Annotated in this window: 24 protein-coding genes; 6 read left to right on the top strand and 18 right to left on the bottom strand. The window is 65.6% G+C overall.

All coding sequences use genetic code 11. The features are described 5' to 3' along the window. Both AAF481_17020 and AAF481_17015 read left to right on the top strand, forming a co-directional pair. Positions 1-370 (top strand): hypothetical protein (locus AAF481_17020; protein MEM7482878.1); only part of this gene is annotated, 370 nt, incomplete at its 5' end. Between the two features lie 332 nt (positions 371-702). Further along, positions 703-876 carry a hypothetical protein gene (locus AAF481_17015; GenBank protein ID MEM7482877.1) on the top strand — a complete coding sequence of 58 codons (174 nt, stop codon included), beginning with the start codon at positions 703-705 and terminating at the stop codon, positions 874-876. A 43-nt stretch (positions 877-919) separates the two neighbouring features. On the opposite strand, the gene AAF481_17010 is transcribed toward AAF481_17015, so the two are convergent. The 17 genes from AAF481_17010 to AAF481_16930 all read right to left on the bottom strand — a co-directional run bounded on the left by AAF481_17010 (position 920) and on the right by AAF481_16930 (position 14,350). Then, a complete protein-coding gene (locus AAF481_17010; protein MEM7482876.1) occupies positions 920-1,414 on the bottom strand; it encodes a periplasmic heavy metal sensor in 495 nt (164 codons plus the stop codon). Further along, positions 1,411-1,815 (bottom strand): hypothetical protein, encoded by a 405-nt coding sequence (locus AAF481_17005; protein MEM7482875.1) that lies wholly within the window; start codon positions 1,813-1,815, stop codon positions 1,411-1,413. The genes AAF481_17010 and AAF481_17005 overlap by 4 nt, the downstream gene beginning before the upstream one ends. Continuing rightward, positions 1,805-2,410: an RNA polymerase sigma factor gene (locus AAF481_17000; protein MEM7482874.1), complete on the bottom strand. Its 606-nt coding sequence runs from the start codon at positions 2,408-2,410 to the stop codon at positions 1,805-1,807. The genes AAF481_17005 and AAF481_17000 overlap by 11 nt, the downstream gene beginning before the upstream one ends. Positions 2,411-2,469: 59 nt before the next feature. After that, the gene (locus AAF481_16995) at positions 2,470-2,919 is read right to left on the bottom strand and encodes a Spy/CpxP family protein refolding chaperone (protein MEM7482873.1); all 450 of its coding nucleotides are present in this window, start codon (positions 2,917-2,919) and stop codon (positions 2,470-2,472) included. 137 nt (positions 2,920-3,056) lie between these two features. After that, complete coding sequence (locus tag AAF481_16990; GenBank protein MEM7482872.1) at positions 3,057-4,361, bottom strand: sigma-70 family RNA polymerase sigma factor; 1,305 nt, start codon at positions 4,359-4,361, stop codon at positions 3,057-3,059. A gap of 19 nt (positions 4,362-4,380) precedes the next feature. Next, complete coding sequence (locus AAF481_16985) at positions 4,381-4,878, bottom strand: YciI family protein (GenBank protein ID MEM7482871.1); 498 nt, start codon at positions 4,876-4,878, stop codon at positions 4,381-4,383. A 569-nt stretch (positions 4,879-5,447) separates the two neighbouring features. After that, a complete protein-coding gene (locus tag AAF481_16980; GenBank protein ID MEM7482870.1) occupies positions 5,448-6,215 on the bottom strand; it encodes a VTT domain-containing protein in 768 nt (255 codons plus the stop codon). Further along, positions 6,208-6,447: an oxidative damage protection protein gene (locus AAF481_16975; protein ID MEM7482869.1), complete on the bottom strand. Its 240-nt coding sequence runs from the start codon at positions 6,445-6,447 to the stop codon at positions 6,208-6,210. Before AAF481_16975 ends, AAF481_16980 begins: the two co-directional genes overlap by 8 nt. A gap of 2 nt (positions 6,448-6,449) precedes the next feature. Continuing rightward, entirely contained in the window at positions 6,450-7,469 is a 1,020-nt protein-coding gene (locus AAF481_16970) for a UDP-glucuronic acid decarboxylase family protein (protein MEM7482868.1), read from the bottom strand. Beyond that, positions 7,466-8,809: a UDP-glucose/GDP-mannose dehydrogenase family protein gene (locus tag AAF481_16965; GenBank protein ID MEM7482867.1), complete on the bottom strand. Its 1,344-nt coding sequence runs from the start codon at positions 8,807-8,809 to the stop codon at positions 7,466-7,468. The genes AAF481_16970 and AAF481_16965 overlap by 4 nt, the downstream gene beginning before the upstream one ends. Positions 8,810-9,056: 247 nt before the next feature. Further along, on the bottom strand, positions 9,057-10,025 hold the full coding sequence (locus tag AAF481_16960) for a GDP-mannose 4,6-dehydratase (protein ID MEM7482866.1): 969 nt from the start codon (positions 10,023-10,025) through the stop codon (positions 9,057-9,059). A gap of 30 nt (positions 10,026-10,055) precedes the next feature. Continuing rightward, on the bottom strand, positions 10,056-11,216 hold the full coding sequence (locus tag AAF481_16955; GenBank protein ID MEM7482865.1) for an MlaD family protein: 1,161 nt from the start codon (positions 11,214-11,216) through the stop codon (positions 10,056-10,058). Beyond that, positions 11,206-11,982, bottom strand: coding sequence for an ABC transporter ATP-binding protein (locus AAF481_16950; protein MEM7482864.1), 777 nt, complete (start codon positions 11,980-11,982; stop codon positions 11,206-11,208). Before AAF481_16950 ends, AAF481_16955 begins: the two co-directional genes overlap by 11 nt. 3 nt (positions 11,983-11,985) lie before the next feature. Beyond that, a complete protein-coding gene (locus AAF481_16945) occupies positions 11,986-12,741 on the bottom strand; it encodes an ABC transporter permease (GenBank protein MEM7482863.1) in 756 nt (251 codons plus the stop codon). A gap of 10 nt (positions 12,742-12,751) precedes the next feature. Then, positions 12,752-13,162 carry a hypothetical protein gene (locus tag AAF481_16940; GenBank protein ID MEM7482862.1) on the bottom strand — a complete coding sequence of 137 codons (411 nt, stop codon included), beginning with the start codon at positions 13,160-13,162 and terminating at the stop codon, positions 12,752-12,754. A gap of 122 nt (positions 13,163-13,284) precedes the next feature. Further along, complete coding sequence (locus AAF481_16935) at positions 13,285-13,446, bottom strand: hypothetical protein (protein ID MEM7482861.1); 162 nt, start codon at positions 13,444-13,446, stop codon at positions 13,285-13,287. 37 nt (positions 13,447-13,483) lie between these two features. Continuing rightward, positions 13,484-14,350 carry an SPFH domain-containing protein gene (locus AAF481_16930; protein ID MEM7482860.1) on the bottom strand — a complete coding sequence of 289 codons (867 nt, stop codon included), beginning with the start codon at positions 14,348-14,350 and terminating at the stop codon, positions 13,484-13,486. Between the two features lie 429 nt (positions 14,351-14,779). On the opposite strand from AAF481_16930, the gene AAF481_16925 reads away from it, so the two are divergent. The 3 genes from AAF481_16925 to AAF481_16915 all read left to right on the top strand — a co-directional run bounded on the left by AAF481_16925 (position 14,780) and on the right by AAF481_16915 (position 17,546). After that, entirely contained in the window at positions 14,780-15,598 is an 819-nt protein-coding gene (locus AAF481_16925) for a lysophospholipid acyltransferase family protein (protein MEM7482859.1), read from the top strand. 110 nt (positions 15,599-15,708) lie between these two features. Beyond that, positions 15,709-16,797, top strand: a complete 1,089-nt coding sequence (locus AAF481_16920) for a P-loop NTPase (protein ID MEM7482858.1) — start codon at positions 15,709-15,711, stop codon at positions 16,795-16,797. A gap of 29 nt (positions 16,798-16,826) precedes the next feature. Further along, positions 16,827-17,546 carry a UDP-2,3-diacylglucosamine diphosphatase gene (locus AAF481_16915; protein MEM7482857.1) on the top strand — a complete coding sequence of 240 codons (720 nt, stop codon included), beginning with the start codon at positions 16,827-16,829 and terminating at the stop codon, positions 17,544-17,546. On the opposite strand, the gene AAF481_16910 is transcribed toward AAF481_16915, so the two are convergent. Further along, positions 17,473-18,669, bottom strand: coding sequence for a metallophosphoesterase (locus tag AAF481_16910; protein ID MEM7482856.1), 1,197 nt, complete (start codon positions 18,667-18,669; stop codon positions 17,473-17,475). The two genes, AAF481_16915 and AAF481_16910, sit on opposite strands and share 74 nt — an antisense overlap. A 343-nt stretch (positions 18,670-19,012) precedes the next feature. On the opposite strand from AAF481_16910, the gene AAF481_16905 reads away from it, so the two are divergent. Then, entirely contained in the window at positions 19,013-20,893 is a 1,881-nt protein-coding gene (locus AAF481_16905) for a S8 family serine peptidase (GenBank protein ID MEM7482855.1), read from the top strand. Positions 20,894-21,232 lie beyond the last annotated feature (339 nt).

The following is a 21,232-nucleotide window of genomic DNA, read 5'->3' as shown; positions in this document are numbered from 1 at the left end:
TACCAATCGCCTCACCCTCGCCGCCTACGACGCCGCCGGCAACCAGCGCGGCTGGGGATCCGGAGCCACCGGCTTCACCTACACCTGGGATCCCCTCTCCAAGATGAAGGCCCTCCGCCGAGGCGACGGCTCCGTCGAGAGCTACTTCCTCTACACCGCCGACGACGAGCGCCTCTACCAGCTCGACTTCTCCGTCGCCCCGGTCGAAGAGACCTACACCGTCCGAGACCTCGACGGCAAGGTCTTGCGCACCTGGGACGTCCTGGGCGGATCCGGTGGCACCTGGACCCACGCTCGCGACCACATCTACCGCAACGGCGCGCTGCTGGCCTCCTGGGCACCCAGCGACGGAGTCCGGGGAGGGAGGTGAGATTTGGGCCGGCCAAGGCAGTCCGGATCTGAGCCAAACACATTTCTTGGTTGAATTTGGTGGCTTGCGTGGGGATCTTGTCCTGCACGACCACGAGTGGTTCGCTGGGCGACTGGATTGTGCTGTCTAATGACCAGGCGGGGGCGGTATTGACTCAGTGCTCCCGTTCGACTCCGAGGGAGGTCGCGGGTACCTGGCCGGTGCCGGCGCACGTCATTGAGCGGCTTGAGCGGAATCTGTATAAGTTGGCCTATGTTCGGGCGGACCAGTGTTGCTTTCTCCACGGCTCGATCCGGAGGCCAAGGGAATATTTTCGGCAGTATGTGGGCATCGTGTGGGAGGGCAGGAACTTTGTATATATCAACGCCTTCCGTTCGCCGGACGGATTTCCTCGGTGGCAGATCGAGGCGGTTGGGGTCTGCGATGGAGGTGATGACTTCTGGGGAGCCGTCTACGATCCCGAGCGCAACGAGTTCTTGCAGCTCGCGATCAACGGCGCCGCCTAGCGAAGAAGAAACCGGCCCCGCGCTGATCAGAGCGCGAGCGTCCTCACCCTCCTTGCCGCAGAGCGCGCGGCCGGCGCTGTTGGACTCGGAGCTGACGTAGGGTGTTGCGCTGTTCGGCATCGAGCAGGTTTTTGATGCGGATCAACAGCACCAGGTGACGGCGCTTGATCTGGCCTTCGAGGCCGGTGACCCGCTCGATCAGCGAAACCGCCGCCGCTTCGTCCACTGGGGTGGTCTTGACCAGGCCGTCGAGGTCCTCGACCGCTTGCCCGAGCTCGAACTGGAGCGGCACCATGTCGCTCTGGAGGGCCTGGACCTCTTCGATCAAAGTCTGGCGCTGTTGCTCCGACAGGCCCAGCTCGTCCTGGTGGTTCATGACCAGCTCCGGCGCATAGAGATGGCGCTCGATGGGGTTGATCTTGAGCCGCTGGCGGTTCTGCCGGTTCTGCGCTTCCAGGCTCATGCCGAAGGCGCAGAGGATGAGCGTCACGGCGGCGATCCTCAAGGTCCGTCGGGGGTGCCGTGCGGTGGTGTTCATGGTGAGTTCTCCTCCGAAGAATCGATGTTGAATGGGGAAGTGTCCAGTCCGAGCGCCATCGATGGTTCCGGCACCCGTTCGAGAAAGTCGTAGCCCGGCGTGCGGAGCAGAAAGTCCGTCGGCCCGTGCCACGAGGTGGAGTCCAGGGCCGCATCGGCGATGACCGGAGCGCCGGCGCTGGGCATGGGTGGTTTCCATGGCGCTGACAGGATCACGGCGAGGGTGAGCGCTCCCGCCAGGGCCGCCGGCAGGGACCAACGCAGTGGCCCCGGCCGTTGCGTTTCGCGGCCGCCGAGGGCACGGCGCCACATGGGCTGGAAAGCCGGTGGCGGTGCCTGGGACTCGTGGGTCTCCTCGAACAGCGCCCGGATCTTTTCCTCGTTCTGCATTTCAGTCGACATGGCTCCAATTGCTCCGTCGTTCGTCCCGCCGCAGGCGTTCGCTCAATGCGGCCTTGCCGCGTTGGTAGTGCACCCGCGCCGTGCCCAGCCGAAGGCCGAGGACTTCGGCGGCTTGGCGGATGCTGTGCTCGTGGTAAAAGACGAGGTCGAGGACCTGATGCTGTCGTTCGCTCAAGGTGGCCAGGGCTCGCCGCACCCGTTCCGCCCGCTCCGAGGCTTCGAGCCGGTGCAGGGGTGAGGTGGCTTCCCGGGACTCGGATCGTGCGTCGTCGATCCAGCGTCCGAGCAGCGCCCGGCGCCAGGCCCGCCGCCTCCGGCGGTCCGCGGCGGTTCGCCAGATGATCGCGAAGAGCCAGGTCTTGAACTCGGACCGTCCGTCGAAGGTCGATCGGCCGTCCACCACTTTTTGATACGCCGTCTGCAACACGTCCTCGGCTTCTTCTCGCACCCCTTTCGCGCAGGTCAGCGCCCAGTGGAAGCTGGCTTCGTGCAGCGCCTCGAGGCGGGGTGCCAGGTCTTCCAGGGTGTAGGCGGCGACCGCTCCGCCGCCGGAGGCGGCTGCGGTCGCCGCCCCGGTCGACGGCGCGGTGGTCAAGGTCGAACCTCGTTCATGGCGCTAGATCATTCCATGAGCTGCGCCGCCCGGTGGGTTGGCTAGATGAGGTGTAGGGCTTCGAAGGCCGGGGCTACTCGGCAGAGGGGCTCCGCTCGGTCGACGGCGTTGAGGCGCTGGAGCTGCTCGTCGTCGAGCAGGGTACGGAATTCATCGGTGACGGCCTGCTGGATCATCCGCACCTGGCGTTCGAGACTGTGGATGGAGACGACCAGGGCGCCGACTTCCAGCGGGTCCGGATCCTCGCCACTCAAGATCTGCTGTAGGGCTGCCTTGCGGGTGGCGATTTCCTGGACGATGGGTGCGATTTCGTCCGCCGCGGCGGCGCGCAGAGCGGCTAACTGTTGTGCCTGTTCTTCGGAGAGATCGAGGAATTGGGCGACGACCCGCAGCGGTGTCGGCGGATGGGCGAGAACCGGGAAGGCGATGACGCTCGCCAGGGCGGTGAGGACGATGCCAACGAGAAGGCGTGATGAGGTGCTGTGACGCATGGTGTGAACTCCCTGTGGTCCGTCGTGGGTGATGCGGCCCGGGGGCGGGCCGCGCTTCGAGCGCGCATTCACCTCTTGGTCGTATAGGCCGGCGGTCTGTAGGACAGGCGGTGGCAGAAAGTTCGCCTCAGCGGTCCCTAGCGCAGGGCGGCTAGGCGCCTCTCAAGGTTGCGGCGGATCGGCTGGCTGGCGGTCAGGGCGAGGGCGCGCTCGAAGGCCCGGGCAGCGTCTCGCGGGCGGCCGCATCGGTCCAGAAGATCGCCGTGGATGGCCCAGGCGGGGAAGTAGCCTTCGAGGGTGGGATCCTGCACCACCGCCGCGGCTTGCGCCAGGGCCGTCCCGGGTCCTGCGCTTTCAGCGAGAGCGACCAGCCGGTTGAGGGCGACCACCGGCGACGGACGGAGCCGTAGCAGGCCGTCGTAGCAGTGGAGGATGTGTTGCCAGTCGGTGTCCTCATAGCTTGGCGCGGTGGCGTCGCAGGCGGCGATTTCCGCCTGGTAGTGGTAGGTCGTGAGCCGATCTCCGCGGGCGGCGCGCAGCAGATGGCCGAGGGCTTCGGCGACGCGTCGGCGGTCCCAGCGAGAACGATCCTGATCCGGCAACAGCATGAGGTCTCCCTGGGCGTTCACCCGGGTGGCGAGGCGGGCCGCCTGGAAGCGCACCAGGGCGGCGAGGGCGTGAGTCGCCGGGGTGCCGCTCAACGGGTGGTCGGCCAGCAAGCCGGTGAGGCGAATCGCTTCGTCCACCAGGTCCTGCCGCACCAGGTCTTCGCCTTCCGCCGCATCCCAACCTTCATTGAACATCAGGTAGAAGGTTTCGTGCACTGCCTCCAGCCGAACCCCCAGATCGTCCGGCTGCGGCATGGTCAGTTCGACCTTCTCCTGCCGCAGGTGGGCTTTGGCGCGCACCAAGCGCTGGGCGATGGTGGCCGGCCGGTTGAGGAAGGCGCGGCCGATCTCCGCCACGCTGAAACCGCCGACGGTTTTCAAGGTGAGGGCGACCTGGGCGTTGCGCTTGAGGCTCGGGTGGCAGCAGGCGAAGATCATCCGTAGTTGGTCGTCGCGCAGCTCCCGTTTGAAGGCCGCTTCGGTCCGCTTCTCCGAGTCCGCCAGGCGGTCCAGCAGGGCCTCGATGCGGGGACCCTCCTCGTACCTGCGGCCTCGCTGGCGGAGCACTTCGAGGGCACGGTTCTTGGCCACCTGGACAATCCAGGCGCTGGGGTTTTTCGGCAGGCCTTGGTAGGGCCAAAGGCGCAGCGTTCGAAGCAGCGCTTCCTGCACCATGTCTTCGACCAGGTCGAGGTGCCGGAAGCCGAAAATGCTGCCGAGGACGGCGACCATCTCTCCCGCCCGGTGGCGGAAGAGATGGTCGACGGAGTCACTGATCCGGGAGGGATCGGAGAGCCCGCGGTCCGCGGTCCCGGATGGTGCCTGCGAAGCCAATCTCCGCAGCTCCGGCGCGTCAGGGGTGGATGTCGTCGACGCGGCGCAGCTCAATGCGTTCGCCGTATTTCAGGTGCGGGCAGTCCCGGCACAGGTCCAGGGCTTCGTCGTAGTCCGCCGCTTCGATGGCGAAGTAGCCGCCGATCACTTCCTTGGCTTCGCTGTAGGGGCCGTCGACCACCCGCAGAGCGCCGTCGACCAGGGACAGGTGTTTGCCCCCCTCGTCCGCCAGTTTTCGCCGCCGACCAATCGGCCCTGTTCCTCGAGGCCTTGCCGCCAGGCGATGTATTCGCCGACGATGCCTTGGATGTCCTCGGCGGAAACGGTGCTCAAGTCGGACGGTTTGTCGTGCAGTAGCAGCATGAACTGAGCCATGGTCTCGGTCTCCTATACCAGGGTCATTGATGGGCCGGGGGACTTTCCTCCGGCGTCGTTGCCCCCTAGATGAATGGCTGAGTGAAGAATCGACAAAAGGGAGAAAGAACCTCGAATACGGTCCCGCCGTGGCTCCTCCCAAACGCCGAGAGACTCTTTGCAGCCCATGGCCGCAGGCAGGCCTACCCTAAGCAAATAGTACCTATTCCGTCGCAAACGACGTGCGAGCCAGGGCTGGAAGAACAGGAGTAGTAGCCGTTGCAGGACAAGGTGTACGGACCAAGGCCAAGGCTAGGGAGACCAGGGCACTGGACCGTCGCCTGGCATACGTAGTTGTTGCCACCGTTGCCTCCACCTCCTCCACTCCCTTCGCCTCCTTCGGTCGGGATGGGGCCGGTTTGCAGAAAGGTCGGCGTGACGGGAGCCGGTATGGGTACTTCGGTGGTTGGGAGTTGATTTGCTTGGTCCGGCTCGGTGGGAATTTGATCGGCGATCGTCCCTTGCGGGGTAGCGGTGAGGGTAAGCGCGATGAGGCATGACAGTGCAGTAAGGGTGAGAATCTTCATACCACTTCCTTTCCGAGGATTGGATGGATGGTGGATGGTTCGATTTCCAAGGTTAAAACTATATTATCATTTAATTCAATTTAACGTATATGTGTATGTCAGATTTGTTTAGGTGACGCTGTAGCGAGTCCTTCGGAGTAGGGTTCTAGCGACGCCGCTTCGCCCGCTCGGCCCGCAGGTCCGCCAGGCGTTTGCGTCGCCGGCGGGCGGTCAACAGGCGGGGGATGAAGGTGAGGAGGATCAACCCGCCCAGAGCGAGGAAGGCGGGCAGCAGGCCCTCGCGGCCGCCCTCGCTGGCGGCGGTGACCACCGCCGCGCCGAGGTAGGTGTAGATGGCGATGGCGGGCGCCAGGCCGACGGCGGTGGCGGCGAGGAACTTGAACGCGCGGATGCCCGAGAGGGCGGCGCCGTAGTTGACCAGCGGGAACGGCAGCGGCACGAAGCGGATCACCACCAGGTTCCAGAAGCTCTGACGGCGCAGGGTGCGCTCCACCCGCTGGAGGCGTCCGCCGCGACCGAGGGTGGCGACGAAGTCGCGGCCGAGGAGCCGCGCCAGGCCGTAGGAGGTGGCGGCGCCGCTAAAGCAGCCGAGAAAGTTGTAGAGGGTGCCGAGACCCACCCCGAAGAACACTCCGCCCACTGCCACCACCGGGCTGACGGGCATGCCCACGGGGCAGAGGACGGCGAAGATCGCGATGAACACGACCGGTGCCCAGGGGCTGTCCCGCACCGCTTCGAGGAGGCGGCCGTCGGTGACCGCTTCGCCGAGCGGGGTCCAGCGGAAGAGGGCGAAGCCGGCGACGACGATGACCGCCAGCAGCGCGAACCGCAGCGCCGCCCCTCGCCGGCTGATGAGCGGCTCGGGCTGCGGTTTCGTCGCGGGCGCGGGCCTCGCCGGCGGTGGGTTACTCACCCTGGAGGTGGAAGAACTCGCGCATCTGTTGCTGAAGGATTTCCTGCGACTTGGGATCCATGAAGTTGAGGCGCAGCTCGTTGATCACCATCACTTCCATGTTGCCCCATTCGTCCCAGCAGTCGGTGCAGATGTTTTCCTGCACTTGCTGTCCGACTTTGCCGGGCAGGGGAGGTTTGTCGAGGGCGGTCTTGGTCTCGCCGCAGCGGGCGCAGGTGACGATGTTCGCCATGGTTACAAGTCTCCATGAGCCACGCGGGCGGCCCGTTGTGCATCGACCTCGTGGCGGAAGTATTCCAGGCTGCGCCCGAGACCCTCGGCGAGGGAGACCTTCGGCTCCCAGCCGAGCACCTCGCGGGCCCTGGTGATGTCCGGCTGACGCACCTTGGGATCGTCCGTCGGCAGCGGTTCGAAGGTCAAGGTGCTGGTACTGCCGGTCAGGGCGATAATCTGCTCGGCGAACTCGCGGATGGTCATCTCGTGCGGGTTGCCGATGTTGACCGGCTCGGCGCAGTCGCTCAAAAGCAGCCGGAAGATGCCCTCCACCAGGTCGTCGACGTAGCAAAACGAGCGCGTCTGGCTGCCGTCGCCGAAGATGGTCAGCGGCTCGCCGGCGATCGCCTGCTGCATGAAAGCCGGCACCACCCGGCCATCGGCCAGGCGCATGCGCGGGCCGTAGGTGTTGAAGATGCGCACGATGCGTACCTCCAGGCCGTGCACTCGGTGGTACGCCATCGCCATCGCCTCGGCGAAGCGCTTGGCCTCGTCGTAGACGCCGCGCGGGCCCACCGGGTTGACGTTGCCCCAGTAGGTCTCCGGCTGCGGATGGATCAGCGGGTCGCCGTACACCTCGGAGGTGGAGGCGAGGAGAAATCGCGCTCCCTTGGCCTTGGCCAGGCCGAGGCTGTTGTGGGTGCCGAGGGAACCCACTTTCAGGGTTTGGATCGGCAGTTCAAGGTAGTCGATCGGGCTGGCCGGTGAGGCGAAGTGCAGCACGTTGTCGATCGCCTCGTCGCCTAGGCCCCTATCGTCGAACTCTTGTCCATCGAGAAAGAGCGGCATCGAGATGTCGTGCTCAATGAAGCGGAAGCGGGGGTCGTTCATGACGGCGGCGAGGTTTTCCCGCCGGCCGGTGAGGAGATTGTCGACGCAGATCACCCGGTGCCCCTCGGCGAGCAGCCGCTCGCAGAGGTGGGAGCCCAAGAAGCCGGCGCCGCCGGTGACGAGTGAAGTTTGCTGGGGCGCCGAGGTCACGATGCCTCCTGCGAGGCGGAAGCGGGAGAGGGCTTCGCCTCACCGCGGCCGACGGAAACGTAGCGGAAGCCGGCGGCGGCGACCCGCCCCGGTTCGTAGATATTGCGCAGGTCGACGATCACCTTCTGGTGGACCCGCTCCGCGAGCTTGTCGAGTTCCAGGGCGCGGAACTGGTTCCACTCGGTGAGGATCACCACCGCGTCGGTGCCGAGGGCGGCGTCGTAGGGACCGCTGCAGTACTCGGCGTCCGGCAGCGTCTCGCGCGAGGCGTCCATCGCCTCCGGGTCGTACACCCGCAGGGCGGCACCGCGCTCGGTGAGGCCGGCGCAGATGGTCAGGGCCGGGGATTCACGCACATCGTCCGTATCCGGCTTGAAGGACAGGCCGAGAATGGCCAGGGTCTTGCCGGCGACACCTCCCAGCGCCGCGTCGATCTTGTCGACCATCCGTTGCTGAGTGATCTCGTTGACTTCCAACACCGCTTCCACAATGCGGAAGCGCTCGCCGGCCCGCTGTGCAATCTGCACCACCGCCTGGGTGTCCTTGGGGAAGCATGAACCGCCGAAGCCGGGGCCGGCGTTCAAGAACTTGGGACCGATGCGGTTGTCGAGGCCCATGCCGCGGGACACCACTTCGACATCGGCGCCCAAGGCCTCGCAGATCGCCGCCACCTCGTTGATGAACGAGATCTTGGTCGCCAGGAAGCCGTTCGAGGCGTACTTGATCAGTTCGGCGCTCTCGACGTTGGTCTCCACGAAGGGCACGTCCGCCACCCTCAGAGGCGCGTAGATCTCGCGCATCAGCTCCAAGGCACGCGGATCCCGCGAGCCGACCACCACCCGGTCCGGCCGCATGAAGTCCGAGATGGCCGAACCCTCGCGCAGGAATTCCGGATTGCTGACCACCGCGAAGTCCTGCCCGCCGCCGGTGCCCTGGCGCACGATGTCCTCGATCATCTGACCGGTGCCGATGGGCACGGTGCTCTTGGTGACAATGATTTTGTAGCCGTTCAGGTGTTCGGCGACCGACTGGGCGACCTGCCGCACGAAGGTCAGGTCCGCCGAGCCGTCCTCCCGCGGAGGTGTGCCGACGGCGATGAACACCGCCTGGGCCTGCTCGATGGCCGGTCCCAGGTCGGTGGTGAAGGACAGCCGCCCGGCCTGTTCGTTCTTGGCGATCAGGCTCTGCAGGCCCGGTTCGTAGATCGGGATCTCACCCCGGTGAAGGGCGGCAATCTTGTCGGCATCCTTGTCGACGCCGGTCACGGTCATGCCGAAATCGGCCAGGCAAGCGCCGGTGACCAGACCGACATACCCACTCCCTACAACGCAAACATTCATGGTTAGCCTGCCTTTCTTACCGGCGACCGTAGCGAGAGGCCGTAGGTCGTTGAAGATGCAAGGCATCCGCGGGTTCTGCGACGAAGGCGTACTTTTAGTACGTCGAGGAGCAGGTTCAGTGGATTACGCAGCCGATTCAGTGACATACGGACTCGCAGTAGGTTGGCGGTGAGAAAGGCAGGCTAGGACTCTCGTTGGCTGGCGGACATTGGCTTCCATTGCGGCGGCCGGCTGGCCGGCGAAGCGCCTAGGCGGAACCGGCGGTCGCGTGGCCCCTTCGGTACCAGGCGACAAAGCGCTTCAAACCTTCGCGAATGGGGACCTTCGGCGAGTAGCCGAGGAGACGCTCGGCCTTTTCGACATCCGCATAGGTGATCGGCACGTCGCCGGGCTGGACAGCGTGGCTCTCGACCTGCGGCTCCACTCCGAGCTCCTCACCGATCCAGCGCACCAGATCTGCCAGCGAGGTGGTTTCCGCTCCGCCGAGGTTGAAGATTTCGAAATCGTGGGCGCGGTCGAGGGAAGAGATCGCACCGTCCACGATGTCATCGATAAAGGTGTAGTCGCGCCGGCTGGAGCCGTCGCCGAAGAGCGGCACGGGTTGGCCTCGGGCGATCAGATCGGTGAACTTGTGGATCGCCATCTCCGGCCGCTGGGCCGGGCCGTAGACGGTGAAGAACCGCAGGCAGCTCGTCTTGAGGCCGTAAAGGTGGTGGTAGTTGTAGCAGAGCAGCTCGCCGGTGCGCTTGGTGGTGGCGTAGGGGCTGATCGGCTGATCCACCGGATCGCTCTCCGAGAACGGCACCTTCTGGTTGATGCCGTAGACCGACGATGACGAGCCGAAAATGAACACCTGCGGGCCGTGGCGCCGGGCCGCCTCCAGCAGCCGTAGGGTGCCGATGCAGTTGACGTCCTCGTAGAGGATGGGCTCCGCCAGGCTCGGTCGCACCCCCGCCCGGGCCGCCAGGTGGATCACCCCGTCGAACTCTCCGCTCTGAAACAGCTCGTCCACCAGCGCCTCGTCGCGAATGTCGCCTTCCACCAGCCGGTAGGCGTCGCCGTCCAGGAAGGGTGCCACGTTTGCGCGCTTGCGCGCCGGGTCGTAGAAGTCGTTGAAGTTGTCCAGCACCGTCACCTGGTCGCCGCGGCCGAGCAGACGTCGGGTGACGTGGGAGCCGATGAAGCCGGCACCGCCGGTGATCAGGTAGTGGGACATGGGGTGGAGGACATCCGGTGTGGGTCGGCCTCAGGGAGTGGCCGATCCCCCTTGGTTCGGCGAGTCTTCGCCTTGATTTTCCTCGAATCGCTGTTCGATGCCCTTCTTCTGGCGATTGCGGATTAGCCAGCGCAGCAAGCGCGACTCGTCGATTCCAACGATAACATCGTTGATCGCTTCATAGACCTGCGGATCGTCGATCAGCCGGGCCACCGTTCCGTCCCCTTCGGAGAGCTTGCCGGCGATGCCGTTCAGGCGTTCGACGAGCTGGCTGAGGTTCTCGCTCACCTCGGTGGCGTACTCCTCGTCCGTCAGCAGCTTCATGGCGAGACCGTCGGAGCCTTCGACTTCGCGGGTGAAGGCGGTCAGTTGCTCGGAGGCCTCCTGGAGGTTGGCCAAGGTGCCTTCCACCTGACGGACCAGGGTTTCGTCGTCGAGCAGCCGGGGCAGCAGGCCGTCGCCCTCCTCGGCGCGCTTCAGCAGCCCTTCGAGGGAGGTCACGCTTTCGGCCAGGCGGTCCGCCATGGCGCGGTCGTTGATCAGCCGGGCGATCGGGCCGTCACCGCGCTCCAGTTTGTTGACGATGCGCTGGAAGGACTCCACCGTGTCGTAGACGGAGCGGGTGAACTTGTCACCCTCGGGGGTGTCGGCGGTCAACTCGCCGACCACGCCCTCGCCCTGCTCCAGACGCTTCAATACCGTGCGCAGGGAAGAGGAAATCGCCACCACGTTGTTGACCGTATCCTCGCCGGAGGCGATCAGCGCGTCGACACTGGTGGCCGGAGCGGCGCGAATCTCCGCACCCGAAGCGACCAGCTCGGCGGCCGGCGAGCCGGCGGTGATCTCCACGAATTTGTCGCCCAGCAAACCGAGGGTCTTGATGCGGGCCAGGGAATCCTGCCGAATGCGCTCGGCGTAGCGCTCGTCGATGGAAATCCACACCTGGATTTTCTCGTCGCCGGCTTCGCGCGAGAGATTCACTTCTTCGACGGTGCCGACGTCCACGCCGTTCAACTGCACCGGATTGCCCTTCTGCAGGCCGCTGACGTTCTGGAAGCGGGTGAAGTAGCGGTTCTTTGTCGCGAACAGGTTGCTGTCCTTGCCGATCAGGAACACCGCCACCGCCAGAATCGCCAGCGCTGCCAGCAGCAGGAGGCCTACCCGCGTTTCGCGTCCTCCCTCACGCGGCATCGATGTCCTCCTCGCGGCCGGCCAGGAAATCCGTCACCAGCGGATCCGCCGTCCTCTCCGCCTCGAGCCAGGTGCCGATGAAGCGGAACTTGCCGCGGTGGAGAAAAGCCAGCCGGTCGCCGACGGAGCGTGCCAGGGGCAGGTCGTGGGTCACCACTACGGAGGTCACGCCGATCTTCTGCTGGATGTCGCGGATCAGGCTGCCGATGGTGGCCGAAGTGCGCGGGTCGAGACCGGTGGTGGGCTCGTCGAAGAGCACCACCTCCGGATCCAGAGCGAGGGAGCGGGCCAAGGCGACGCGCTTCTTCATGCCGCCGGAGAGGTTGGCCGGCACCTTGTCCTCGATACCCGCCAGGCGCACCCGCGACAAGCGCTCGGCCACCCGTTCTCGAATCTCATCCTCGTCCAGATCCGAGTGCTCGCGCAGCGGGAAGGCGATGTTCTCGAACACCGTCATCGAATCGAACAGCGCGCCGCCCTGGAAGAGCATCGCGATGCGCCGACGGATGGGGAAGAGCTGCTGCTCCGACAGGCTGGAGATCTCGACATCGCCATCGAACAGCACGCTGCCCTCGTCGGGCTCTTCCAGACCGTTCAACTGCCGCAGGGTGACGCTCTTGCCGCTACCGGAACCGCCCAGGATGACCAGGCATTCGCCGCGCTGCACGTCAAAGTCGATCGAGCGCAAGACTTCCTTGTCGCCGTAGGACTTCGACAGGCCACGGACGGTAAACAGGGCGTCGGCGATGGATTCGGTAGCGGCCATGATCTAGAACAGCATCGAAAACATCTTGGTGAGGAAGAAATCGGAGACCAGGATCGAAATCGAGGCATAGACCACGGTATTGGTGGTGGCGCGCCCCACGCCGTCGGCTCCCCCCGCGGCGTTAAGGCCATTGTAGCAGCCGATGATGGCAATGAAATAGCCGAAAAAGAAGGTCTTTCCGACGCCGCTGAAGACGTCGTTCAGGGTGAGGGAATCGAGCACGTCGTTCATGTAGAGGCCCGGCGCTACGTCCAGTTCGTAGATGGCGATGGCAAGGCCGCCGAAGATGCCGAGGGCGTCGCCCAGGATGGTCAGCGCCGGCAGCATCACAAGGGTGGCGGCAAGCTTCGGCACCACCAGCTTGACCACCGGATCCGCCGCCATCGAGCGCAGCGCGTCGATCTGCTCCGTCACCTTCATGGTGCCCAGCTCGGCGGTCATGCCGGAACCGATTCGGCCGCCCACCACCAGAGCGGTGAGTACCGGACCGAGTTCGCGCACCAGCGAGGTGGAGACGATCGAGCCGACGTACCACTTGCCGCCCAGGGAGGCGAAGCCGAGGGCATATTGCAGGGCCAGCACCATGCCCGTGAAGGTGGTGGTGATGGCCGCTACGCCCAGCGAGTAGACGCCGATCTGCTCCATCTGGCGCACCCATTCGCGCAACGCCCAAGGCCGCCGAAACAGCCCGCGAAAGGCCTGGCCAGTGAGAATCGCGATCTCACCGAGTACCCGCGCGAGGTCGAAAAAGGCTCTCATTCGGTCATCGTCATCCGGTGCTCAAGGGGCGGGCGAGGGCGGCGTGGAGCAGGCCGAAGGCGGCATCGGCGGCGGCCACCAGGTAGAGCGGCTGGAGTTCCGGACGACCGTAGGCCGCCAGGGCGAAGGCGCCGGCTCCGGCGAGGCGCCCGGCGATGGCGACCCACACCACCGCCGTGTAGCGCCGTGGATCCTGCGCCGCCGCCAGATACAGCAGGGCCAGCATGGTCAGCAGGATGGCGAGGAGCCAGAGATAGAACGTCTCGCCCGGCAGCGGCAGGTCCAGAAAGGCGGCGGTGGCTGCCGGGGCGACCACCATCAGGGCGGCGAAGATCAGGTCGTAGAGCGCCCCGGCGACGAGCGAGAGACGGAGCCAGCCGAGCAAGCGAAGTCGGCGGCGAAGCGAGCTGACGGGCGGCATGGGAGCCCATCCTACAGTGCCCGTGCGGCCCGCCGCCGGAATGGGTCTAGCCCGTCCAGCTAGGCAGGGGCTGAAAGACGGTTTCGCCTCTTCAGCAGGCCGAGGGCCTTTTCAGCAACCTGCTAGTCGGCGTCCTTCTTCCAGCGGCCGGCGCGCTTCAGGGCGTTGAGCAGCAAAAACTCGATCTGGCCGTTGACGCTCCGCAACTCATCCGCCGACCACTTCTTGAGGGCTTCATAGATCCGCGGATCGATGCGCAGCGGGAACGCTTTTCTTTTGGCCACGGAGAGTCTCGCCCGTTCGTCGAATAATAAGAAAGGGTTAGTGGTGGAGGGTGCCGGTGTTGACCACCGGTTGGGTGTGGCGGTCGCTGCACAGCACCACCAGCAGGTTCGAAACCATCGCCGCCCGGCGCTCTTCGTCCAGTTCGACCACCTGCTGGGTCGAGAGCATTTCGAGGGCCGTTTCCACCATCCCCACGGCGCCCTCGACGATTTTCTGGCGCGCCGCCACCACCGCGCTCGCCTGCTGCCGCTGGAGCATCGCGGCGGCGATCTCCTGGGCGTAGGCCAGGTGACTGATGCGGGTTTCGATCACCTGGACGCCGGCTTGATCGAGGCGCTTTTGCACCTGGTCCCGCAGCTCCGCGGAGATGTCTACGGTGTGGCTGGAAAGGGCTTCCTCTCCCTCCTCGTGGGCATCGTAGGGATAGGCCGTCGCCAAGGCGCGCAGGGCCGCTTCGCTTTGCACCTCGACGAAATGCTTGAAGTCGTCCACATTGAACAGGGCCTCCGCCGTATCGACCACCTTCCACACCACCACCGCGCCGATCTCGATCGGATTGCCGCTGCGGTCATTGACCTTGAGCTTGCCGGTTTCGAAGTTGCGGGTACGTTGCGAAATCTTCGTCTTGGAGTAGAAGGGGTTGGCCCAGCGCAGCCCCGGTTCTTTCACCGACGCGCGGTAGGAGCCGAAGAGCTGCAGGACCTTGGCCTCGTTCGGGTGCACCGTGAACAGTCCTGCCAAAAGCAGGATGGCGACAACGAACAACAGCACGCCGGCGAGCCCCTCCGCCGCCGATCCGGACAACACCCCGCGCCGGAAGCTCTCGATCCCGCCTGCCATCACGAGCAGGGCGACAAAGAGCATCCCCAGACCGGGCAGGGCGGTGCGGGAAATCTCGCGAATGGAATCTGTTTTCTGGGCCATGGCAATCTCCCCTGAGTCAAGAATGGGTCGTACAGAGAGTCGAGTACCGATCATCGGGCTCATCCTCGACTGATATAAGTATGATATCACTTTGATATTCCATGGGCTAGCCCGACCTTCTCACCAACTTCGTCGCGAGAGGGCGTCCAGAGTTGTTTCTTGGGCCTGCAGCTGCAAGGAGTTTGGTCCTCCAAGCGAAGCGGGCGTACTCGAAGTACGTCGAGGAGCGGAGAGGCCAAAAGACGCTGCATATGCAGGTGCATCCGCCCTCGCAGCAGAAGGCTGGTGGCTAGGTCGGGCTAGCCCGCTGCCGATCGCAGCCGCCGGCTGGACCTGGTGCGCACGGATCGCGCAGAATGGGGCGGTAACCGATGTCCGGATGGATTCTTGCCGAGGCTTCCCCCTGACGTGACTTCCGAGCGCTCCACACCCTACCGCCGCCCCGCCTGGTGGCGTACCGCCCTGGCCATCGCCTACCTGGTGCCGGTCACCCTCGTGCTCGGTTCCACTGCGGTCCTGTTCTCCTGGGTGCCGCCGCGCGGGAACTTGATGGTGGTCCTGGCCCGGGTCTGGTCACGGGGCCTGCTGTGGATCAGCGGAGTGAAAGTCGAAGCCGAGGTGCCGGCTTCGGTGGACGGCCGCCGCGGCCGCGTCTACCTGGCGAATCACCAGAGCTACTTCGACATTCCGGCCCTGCTGGTCACCCTGCCGGGCTCGCTGCGCTTCGCCGCCAAGCGCAGCCTGTTCCGGATTCCGGTCTTCGGTTGGTCGCTCCACGCCGGTGGCTTCATCCCGGTGGACCGCTCGGATCGCAGTCGAGCCCGCGAGGTCTACAAGATCGCTGGCCGCCGGCTCGATGCCGGTGCCTCGGTGCTGTTTTTCCCGGAGGGCACCCGCTCGCGCGATGGCCGCATCGGCCCCTTCGAGCGCGGTGGCTTTTTGGTGGCCCTGAAGGCCGGGGCGCCGATTGTGCCGGTGGGCGTCTCCGGCACCCGTCGGGTGTTGTCGCGCGACTCCCTCAAGCTCGCTTCGGGCACCGTCCAGGTGCGCCTGGGCGAACCGATCGACTCCAAGCAATTCGGCATCCGCCGACGGGACGCCTTGATGAGCCGCGTGCGGAGCGAAGTGGTGGAGCTGTCCGGCGAAGAGGATGGCGCCGAGGCTGAGGTTCCTTCATCGGCGTCGGAGGAGCTCACGCCGGTCCTCGGCGCGCCCTCCGAGGACTGATACAGTTTTCGTCAGCGGGCCGGTCGGCCCGCGCTCCAGCAACATCCGGCCCCAACCGAAACCCGTGGGGCCGAATCCGTGGGGGCGCCCCGCGGGAAGGTACCTCCGACATGGCCAATGACCTCGAAGCGCAAGTCTGGGAATCCCTCAAGACCGTCAAGTATCCGGGCATGAGCCGGGACATCGTCTCTTTCGGTTTCGTTCACACGGTGACCGCCGGCGACGACGGCGCGGCGCGGGTGGAACTTCGCCTTGCCACCCACAATCCCGGCGCCGCCGACGAGGTGCGCGACGCGGTGGAAGAGGCGGTGGCTCAGGTCGAGGGGGTCTCCCGAGTGGAGGTGGAGTTGAACGTGGTCAAGCCGGATCCGCCGCAGCGCGCTGCCCAGCAGGCGACGGCCCGCAGTCCGGAGCTCATCCCCGAGGTACAAAACGTCGTAGCCGTGGCCTCCGGCAAGGGCGGCGTGGGCAAGTCCACCGTCGCCGCCAACCTCGCCATCCGCCTCGGCCAGCTCGGTCACCACGTGGGCTTGCTCGACGCGGACATCTACGGTCCTTCGGTTCCCACCATGTTCGGCATCGGCCGGCGGCCGCGCATTCAGGAAAATCGCATCCTGCCGTTCGAGAAATACGGCATCAAGCTGATGTCCCTGGGCTTCATCGTCGACACCGACACGCCGGTGATCTGGCGTGGCCCGATGGTGATGCGCGGCATCGAGCAGATGCTGGGGGATGTCGAGTGGGGGGCGCTGGATTTCCTGATCGTCGATCTGCCGCCGGGCACCGGCGACGCGCAGCTCACCGTCACCCAGAAGATCCCATTGGCCGGTGCGGTGATCGTCACCACCCCGCAGGACGTCGCCTTGATCGACGCCCGTAAGGGGCTGGCGATGTTTCGCAAGGTCAATGTGCCGGTGGTGGGCATTCTCGAAAACATGTCCACCTTTGTCTGCCCGCACTGCCACGAGGAGACCCAGATCTTCAAGCACGGCGGTGGCGAGCGCACCGCCGAACTGCTGGAAACGCGCTTCCTCGGCCGCATTCCCCTCGACCCGGAGATCGTGCGCGGTGGCGACGCTGGCCGTCCCATCGTGGCGGAGCAGGAAGAGGGCCCCCACGCCGACGCCTTCCGCCAGATCGCCGAAGCGGTGGTCGAGGAAGTTGCGGCTCTCGAACGCCCTTCCCTGACCATCGTTTGACCTTCGGCCGGAGGTCTCTAGCCCGCACCATGTCCGTCGCGCTCATTGCCGACAACCACCTGAACGGCCCCGGTGGTGCGGCGGAACCCTTCCTCGCCCAGCTCGCGGCCTTGCCCGGAGAGGGCTGCAAGCGCCTGATCCTGATGGGCGATCTGTTCCAGGCCTGGGTGGGCAGCGAGAAATTTGAAACGCCGGACATCGCCGCCGTCGTCGAGGCCCTTCGCGCCCTCCGAGAAGCCGGCCTTCGAGTGGATTACGTCGAAGGCAACCGCGATTTCTTCCTCCAGGCAAGCCCCTACGCCGATGCCTTCGATTCCGTCGTGCGCGAAGTCGCCTTCACCGTCGACGGCGTGCGCTACCTCGCTGTCCACGGCGACGGCCTCGACGACCGCGACTGGCAGTACCGCTTCTGGCGCACGCTTTCGAAGAGCTGGCTTTCCCGCGCCCTGGTGCTCCGCACCCCCCGCCGTTTCGCCCAGCGCCTCGTCACCTCCACCGAACGCCGCCTCTCCGGCACCAACTTCAAGCACAAGAGGGAACTCCCCGAGGCCGTCATCCGCCGCTACGCCGCGCGGAGACTGTCCGAAGGGTACGACGTGCTCCTCCTCGGGCACTTCCACGAGGAGCGGACCTGGCAGGTCGAGGGTGGGGAAGTGCGGCTGCTGGAGGCCTGGTTCACGAGCCGGCGGGTGGAGTGGGTGGGAGGGAATGGACCGGGCGGCTCTTTGGAAGCGCCCGTCGCGGACTAGCCCGCTCGCGGAGCTCCGCCGCGCCCGGTTGGCGGCTTCTATGCTGCGCGCTGGCTCCAGGTGGCGGCACCAACTCCAGAACCACCAGCTCCGGCCGGCAGAAGAAACGCAGTCGTGGCGCCCGGCCGCGCTCCATCCCGATGCCGCGGGAGACGACCAGGGTGCCGCCGGTTGGCAGCTCCGTGCGGCCGGTGGACCAACTTTGGGGGACGGCGGAGAGGGTGATCAGCGGGCCGAAGCCGGGAATCTGCACCTGGCCGCCGTGGATGTGGCCGGCGAGCAAGAGGTCTACGGTCGCGTCGGGGCTGAGGGCGAAGTCCGGACCGTGACCTAGGGCGATGTGGAAGGCCTCCTCCGGGGCCGGCGGCAGCGCCAGGCTTTGATTGAAGGAGGCTGCCAGAGAGAGGGCGGTGAGGCGGATTTCGCCGAGGTCGAAGGTGGAGGTGGAGCGAACGGTTCGGACGCTCAGTCCCTCGAAGGCCCGCTCCCAGCCCGGCGGATCGGTGTTGCCTTCCACGGCGTAGATGCCCAGCGGGGCGGCGAATCCAATCTCTTTCAAGTAGGCATTGAGTTCCCGCTGGGTCGCTTCCAGCGCGGCGCCCGGAGGAAGCTGCACGTAGTCGCCCGCCAGCAGGAGCAGGTCCGGGTGAAGTTCCATCGCCTGGATGAGCGCCATTCGTTCGTAGTCGCCCAGGTGATCGGTCTGCAGGTCGGCGATCAGCACAATTGTGACCGGCTTGGTGAGCCCGGGTGCAGAGATGCGGTGGGTGGTGACCTCTAATCGATAGGGCTCGGTTCGGAAGGCGTTGAACGCGATCGCCGGCAAGATGACGGCGATCGCGAGGCATGCGCCGGCGAGCAGGCGGGAGCGGTACCACAGCAGCCAACCGGCTAGAGCCGCCAGCGCCGTGCCGTGCAGGAAGATCGCCCAGGCGAGGAGCCGCAGCATACCGAAGGGATCCATCCCCAGGAGCCCGGCCAGCAGGCCGGCTAGCAGCGCGACACCCACCAGCCGAAGCGATAGGCGTCGAAGACTGAAGGCGTCTCGTTGGACGATGAGCGGCCTGAGCAGCACCACCTCACCAGCGGCCAAGATCAGATTGAAGATCCACGAAGAGAGCATGCGTTCGCTTGATCTCACAGCCGAATTGTGGCCTGGGTGAGGCCTTTCGACGAGTGGGTTGAGGCACTTCGGCCTGCGCACCTAACTTTTGGCAGGGGTCGATTCCTCACTCCAGGCGGTTGCGCGGTTCTTGAGGACCGCTATCCTGGAGGTCAGTCGCCAGTCGTCGTCACGCGCTCCGGAGTTCGTTTGTCTGTCCGGAGATCCCTTTGTGAGATTTGGCGCGTGAGCTGAAATGTTCTGAGGCCGTCCGACACCTTCGGGTATCCCGATTCCCCCGGGGAGAAACCTTGGCTCACCCTGGGATTTGAAACTTGGATTCTTTGTTTGGGAGGTTCAACTGATGCTGCTATTTCCTCGTTGTGGCCGTCGTTCCAGCTCCTGGCAGCGCGGACTTCTTTGCCTGGTCGTCGCCGGGCTGGCCCTTCCCCTCGTCGCACAGGCCGAGGCTCCAACTCCCTCTGCCCTGGAGCAGATCCAAACCCTCACCCAGATGAAAAAGGCGCGCACGCCGGCACAGCACAAGCTCGATTCCAATCTTCTGATCGAGGTGCTGCGGCAGCGCCGCGACCCGGCCACGGCGCGGCTGCAGGAATTCCGCACGGGCATCGATCTGGACGCCCGGGAGCGGGTGATGGTCGATATCCGGGCCGAGGTGACGGACGAGTTGCTGGCCGCCGTCAACGACCTCGGCGGATGGGTGGAGAGCGCCTTCCCGCGCTGGAATACGCTGCGAGTTCAGCTACCGCTGGCGGCTCTTGAGGCGTTGGCCGAACGCGCCGAGGTGCGCGGCGTGCGCCCGGCGGATCGGATGCTGGTGAACGGCAATATCACGGTGACCGAGGGCGATGTCGCCCACGAATCGGATACGGCCAGGACGACGTTCTCGGTGAACGGTTCCGGCGTAACGGCCTGCGCTATTTCCGACAGCGTGGACGAGCTCGCGAACTTGCAGGCGGCCGGTGAGCTGCCGCCGGGAGTGACGGTGCTGCCGGGGCAGAGCGGAAACCCGGGATCGAGCGAGGGCACGGCACTCCTGGAGATCATGCACGACATGGCGCCCGGGGCGGCTCTCGCCTTCGCCACCGCCAATGGTGGCCAGGCGCAGTTCGCCCAGAACATCCTCGACCTCGCCGCCGCCGGCTGTAAGGTGATCGCCGAGGACGTTTTCTACTTCGCCGAGCCGGTATTTCAGGACGGCATCATCGCCCAGGCGGTGGATCAGGTGGCGGCGGATGGAGTCTTCTACTTCGTGGCGGCGGGCAACTCCGGTCGGTTGAACGCCGGCACCTCGGGCGTTTGGGAGGGGCAGTACTCGGCCACAGCGCTCCCCGCGGCGCTCCCCGGCGCCGGCCTCTCGGCGCATGATTTCGGAGGTGGCTCGGCCTCCAACGAGATCACCGAAGACGCACTCAACGATGCCCCGTTCTTCACCCTGTGGTGGTCCGACCCGCTGGACTCGGCCGGCAACGACTACGATCTCTACCTGTTGGACGACACCTTGACGAACGTACTCGGTGCTTCCACCAACACTCAGAATGGCGATGACGATCCCTTCGAGATCCTCGCCTCGGTGGGCGAGGACGACACCGGGAACCGGCTGGTGGTGGTGAAGTTCTCGGGCGATGATCGCTTCCTCCAGCTCAACACCCACCGGGGCCGGCTGGAGTTCGCGACCGCCGGGCAGATCGGCGGCCATATCGCCGCCGAGGGCGCCTTCGCGGTGGCCGCCGTCAACGTGGCTACGGCGGGCGGCGGTCCGTTCACCGGCGGAGCCGCCAACCCTTCGGAGCCCTTCAATTCCGACGGTCCTCGGCGCATCTTCTTCAATCCGGACGGCTCGCCGGTGGTGCCGGCCTTCGGCAGCGGTGAGCCTCTGCTCGGTGGCCAAACGTCGATTGTGCGCCAGAAGCCGGACATTGCCGCCGCCGACGGCGTATCCACTACTACGCCGGGGTTCGAAACGTTCTTCGGCAGTTCCGCCTCGGCACCTCACGCCGCCGCGATCTCGGCACTGCTCAACGAACTCTTCCCGACCGTGACGCAGGATGATCTGTTCCCGCTGTTTGAATCCACCGCCCTCGACATTGAGGCGCCGGGCTTCGACCGGGACTCCGGTTTCGGGATCATCCCGGCACCCGACCTGTTGGACAATGCGGCCGACATCTTTGCGGACGGCTTCGAATCCGGTGACGCGGCTTCCTGGACGGACTTCGTGCCCTGACGACGGCCGAGGGTCGTGCGCCCTTCCGTTAGGTGCTGCTCCCATCAAGTGCCACCCGAATGTCGGAGTCGGCTCCCATCAGGTGCCACCCGAATGTCGGAGGCGGCTCCCATCAGGTGCCACCCGAATGTCGGAGTCGTTTCAAGTCTCTGATTTCAAGAGCTTTGACAAGTGGGTGGCACCTGTGAGGGTGAGGGGGCCTGTTTCTTTCCTTCCTTGACTGCGCGCGATGTAACGCTCTGTGGCTGTCTTCGACGGTCCCGATGAATTCACCGTCGGCCGAAGGTTTGGTGCTCCGCAACCCTCGGCTCTCGATTCATCGACCGGACGCTTCCGCAG

The sequence above is a fragment of the Acidobacteriota bacterium genome, from assembly GCA_039030395.1.
Taxonomy (GTDB): Bacteria; Acidobacteriota; Thermoanaerobaculia; order Multivoradales; family JBCCEF01; genus JBCCEF01.
The sequence above is the reverse complement of the archived record's forward strand: the minus strand, read 5'-3'. Positions and strand labels throughout refer to the sequence as shown.

Bases quoted from the DNA above. Each gene is read 5' to 3' on its own strand.
- AAF481_17010 (MEM7482876.1), bottom strand. From the start codon at position 1,414: ATGAACACCACCGCACGGCACCCCCGACGGACCTTGAGGATCGCCGCC.
- AAF481_17005 (MEM7482875.1), bottom strand. From the start codon at position 1,815: ATGTCGACTGAAATGCAGAACGAGGAAAAGATCCGGGCGCTGTTCGAG.
- AAF481_16995 (MEM7482873.1), bottom strand. From the start codon at position 2,919: ATGCGTCACAGCACCTCATCACGCCTTCTCGTTGGCATCGTCCTCACC.
- AAF481_16975 (MEM7482869.1), bottom strand. From the start codon at position 6,447: ATGGCGAACATCGTCACCTGCGCCCGCTGCGGCGAGACCAAGACCGCC.
- AAF481_16965 (MEM7482867.1), bottom strand. From the start codon at position 8,809: ATGAATGTTTGCGTTGTAGGGAGTGGGTATGTCGGTCTGGTCACCGGC.
- AAF481_16960 (MEM7482866.1), bottom strand. From the start codon at position 10,025: ATGTCCCACTACCTGATCACCGGCGGTGCCGGCTTCATCGGCTCCCAC.
- AAF481_16955 (MEM7482865.1), bottom strand. From the start codon at position 11,216: ATGCCGCGTGAGGGAGGACGCGAAACGCGGGTAGGCCTCCTGCTGCTG.
- AAF481_16950 (MEM7482864.1), bottom strand. From the start codon at position 11,982: ATGGCCGCTACCGAATCCATCGCCGACGCCCTGTTTACCGTCCGTGGC.
- AAF481_16945 (MEM7482863.1), bottom strand. From the start codon at position 12,741: ATGAGAGCCTTTTTCGACCTCGCGCGGGTACTCGGTGAGATCGCGATT.
- AAF481_16940 (MEM7482862.1), bottom strand. From the start codon at position 13,162: ATGCCGCCCGTCAGCTCGCTTCGCCGCCGACTTCGCTTGCTCGGCTGG.
- AAF481_16920 (MEM7482858.1), top strand. From the start codon at position 15,709: ATGGCCAATGACCTCGAAGCGCAAGTCTGGGAATCCCTCAAGACCGTC.
- AAF481_16915 (MEM7482857.1), top strand. From the start codon at position 16,827: ATGTCCGTCGCGCTCATTGCCGACAACCACCTGAACGGCCCCGGTGGT.
- AAF481_16910 (MEM7482856.1), bottom strand. From the start codon at position 18,669: ATGCTCTCTTCGTGGATCTTCAATCTGATCTTGGCCGCTGGTGAGGTG.
- AAF481_16905 (MEM7482855.1), top strand. From the start codon at position 19,013: ATGCTGCTATTTCCTCGTTGTGGCCGTCGTTCCAGCTCCTGGCAGCGC.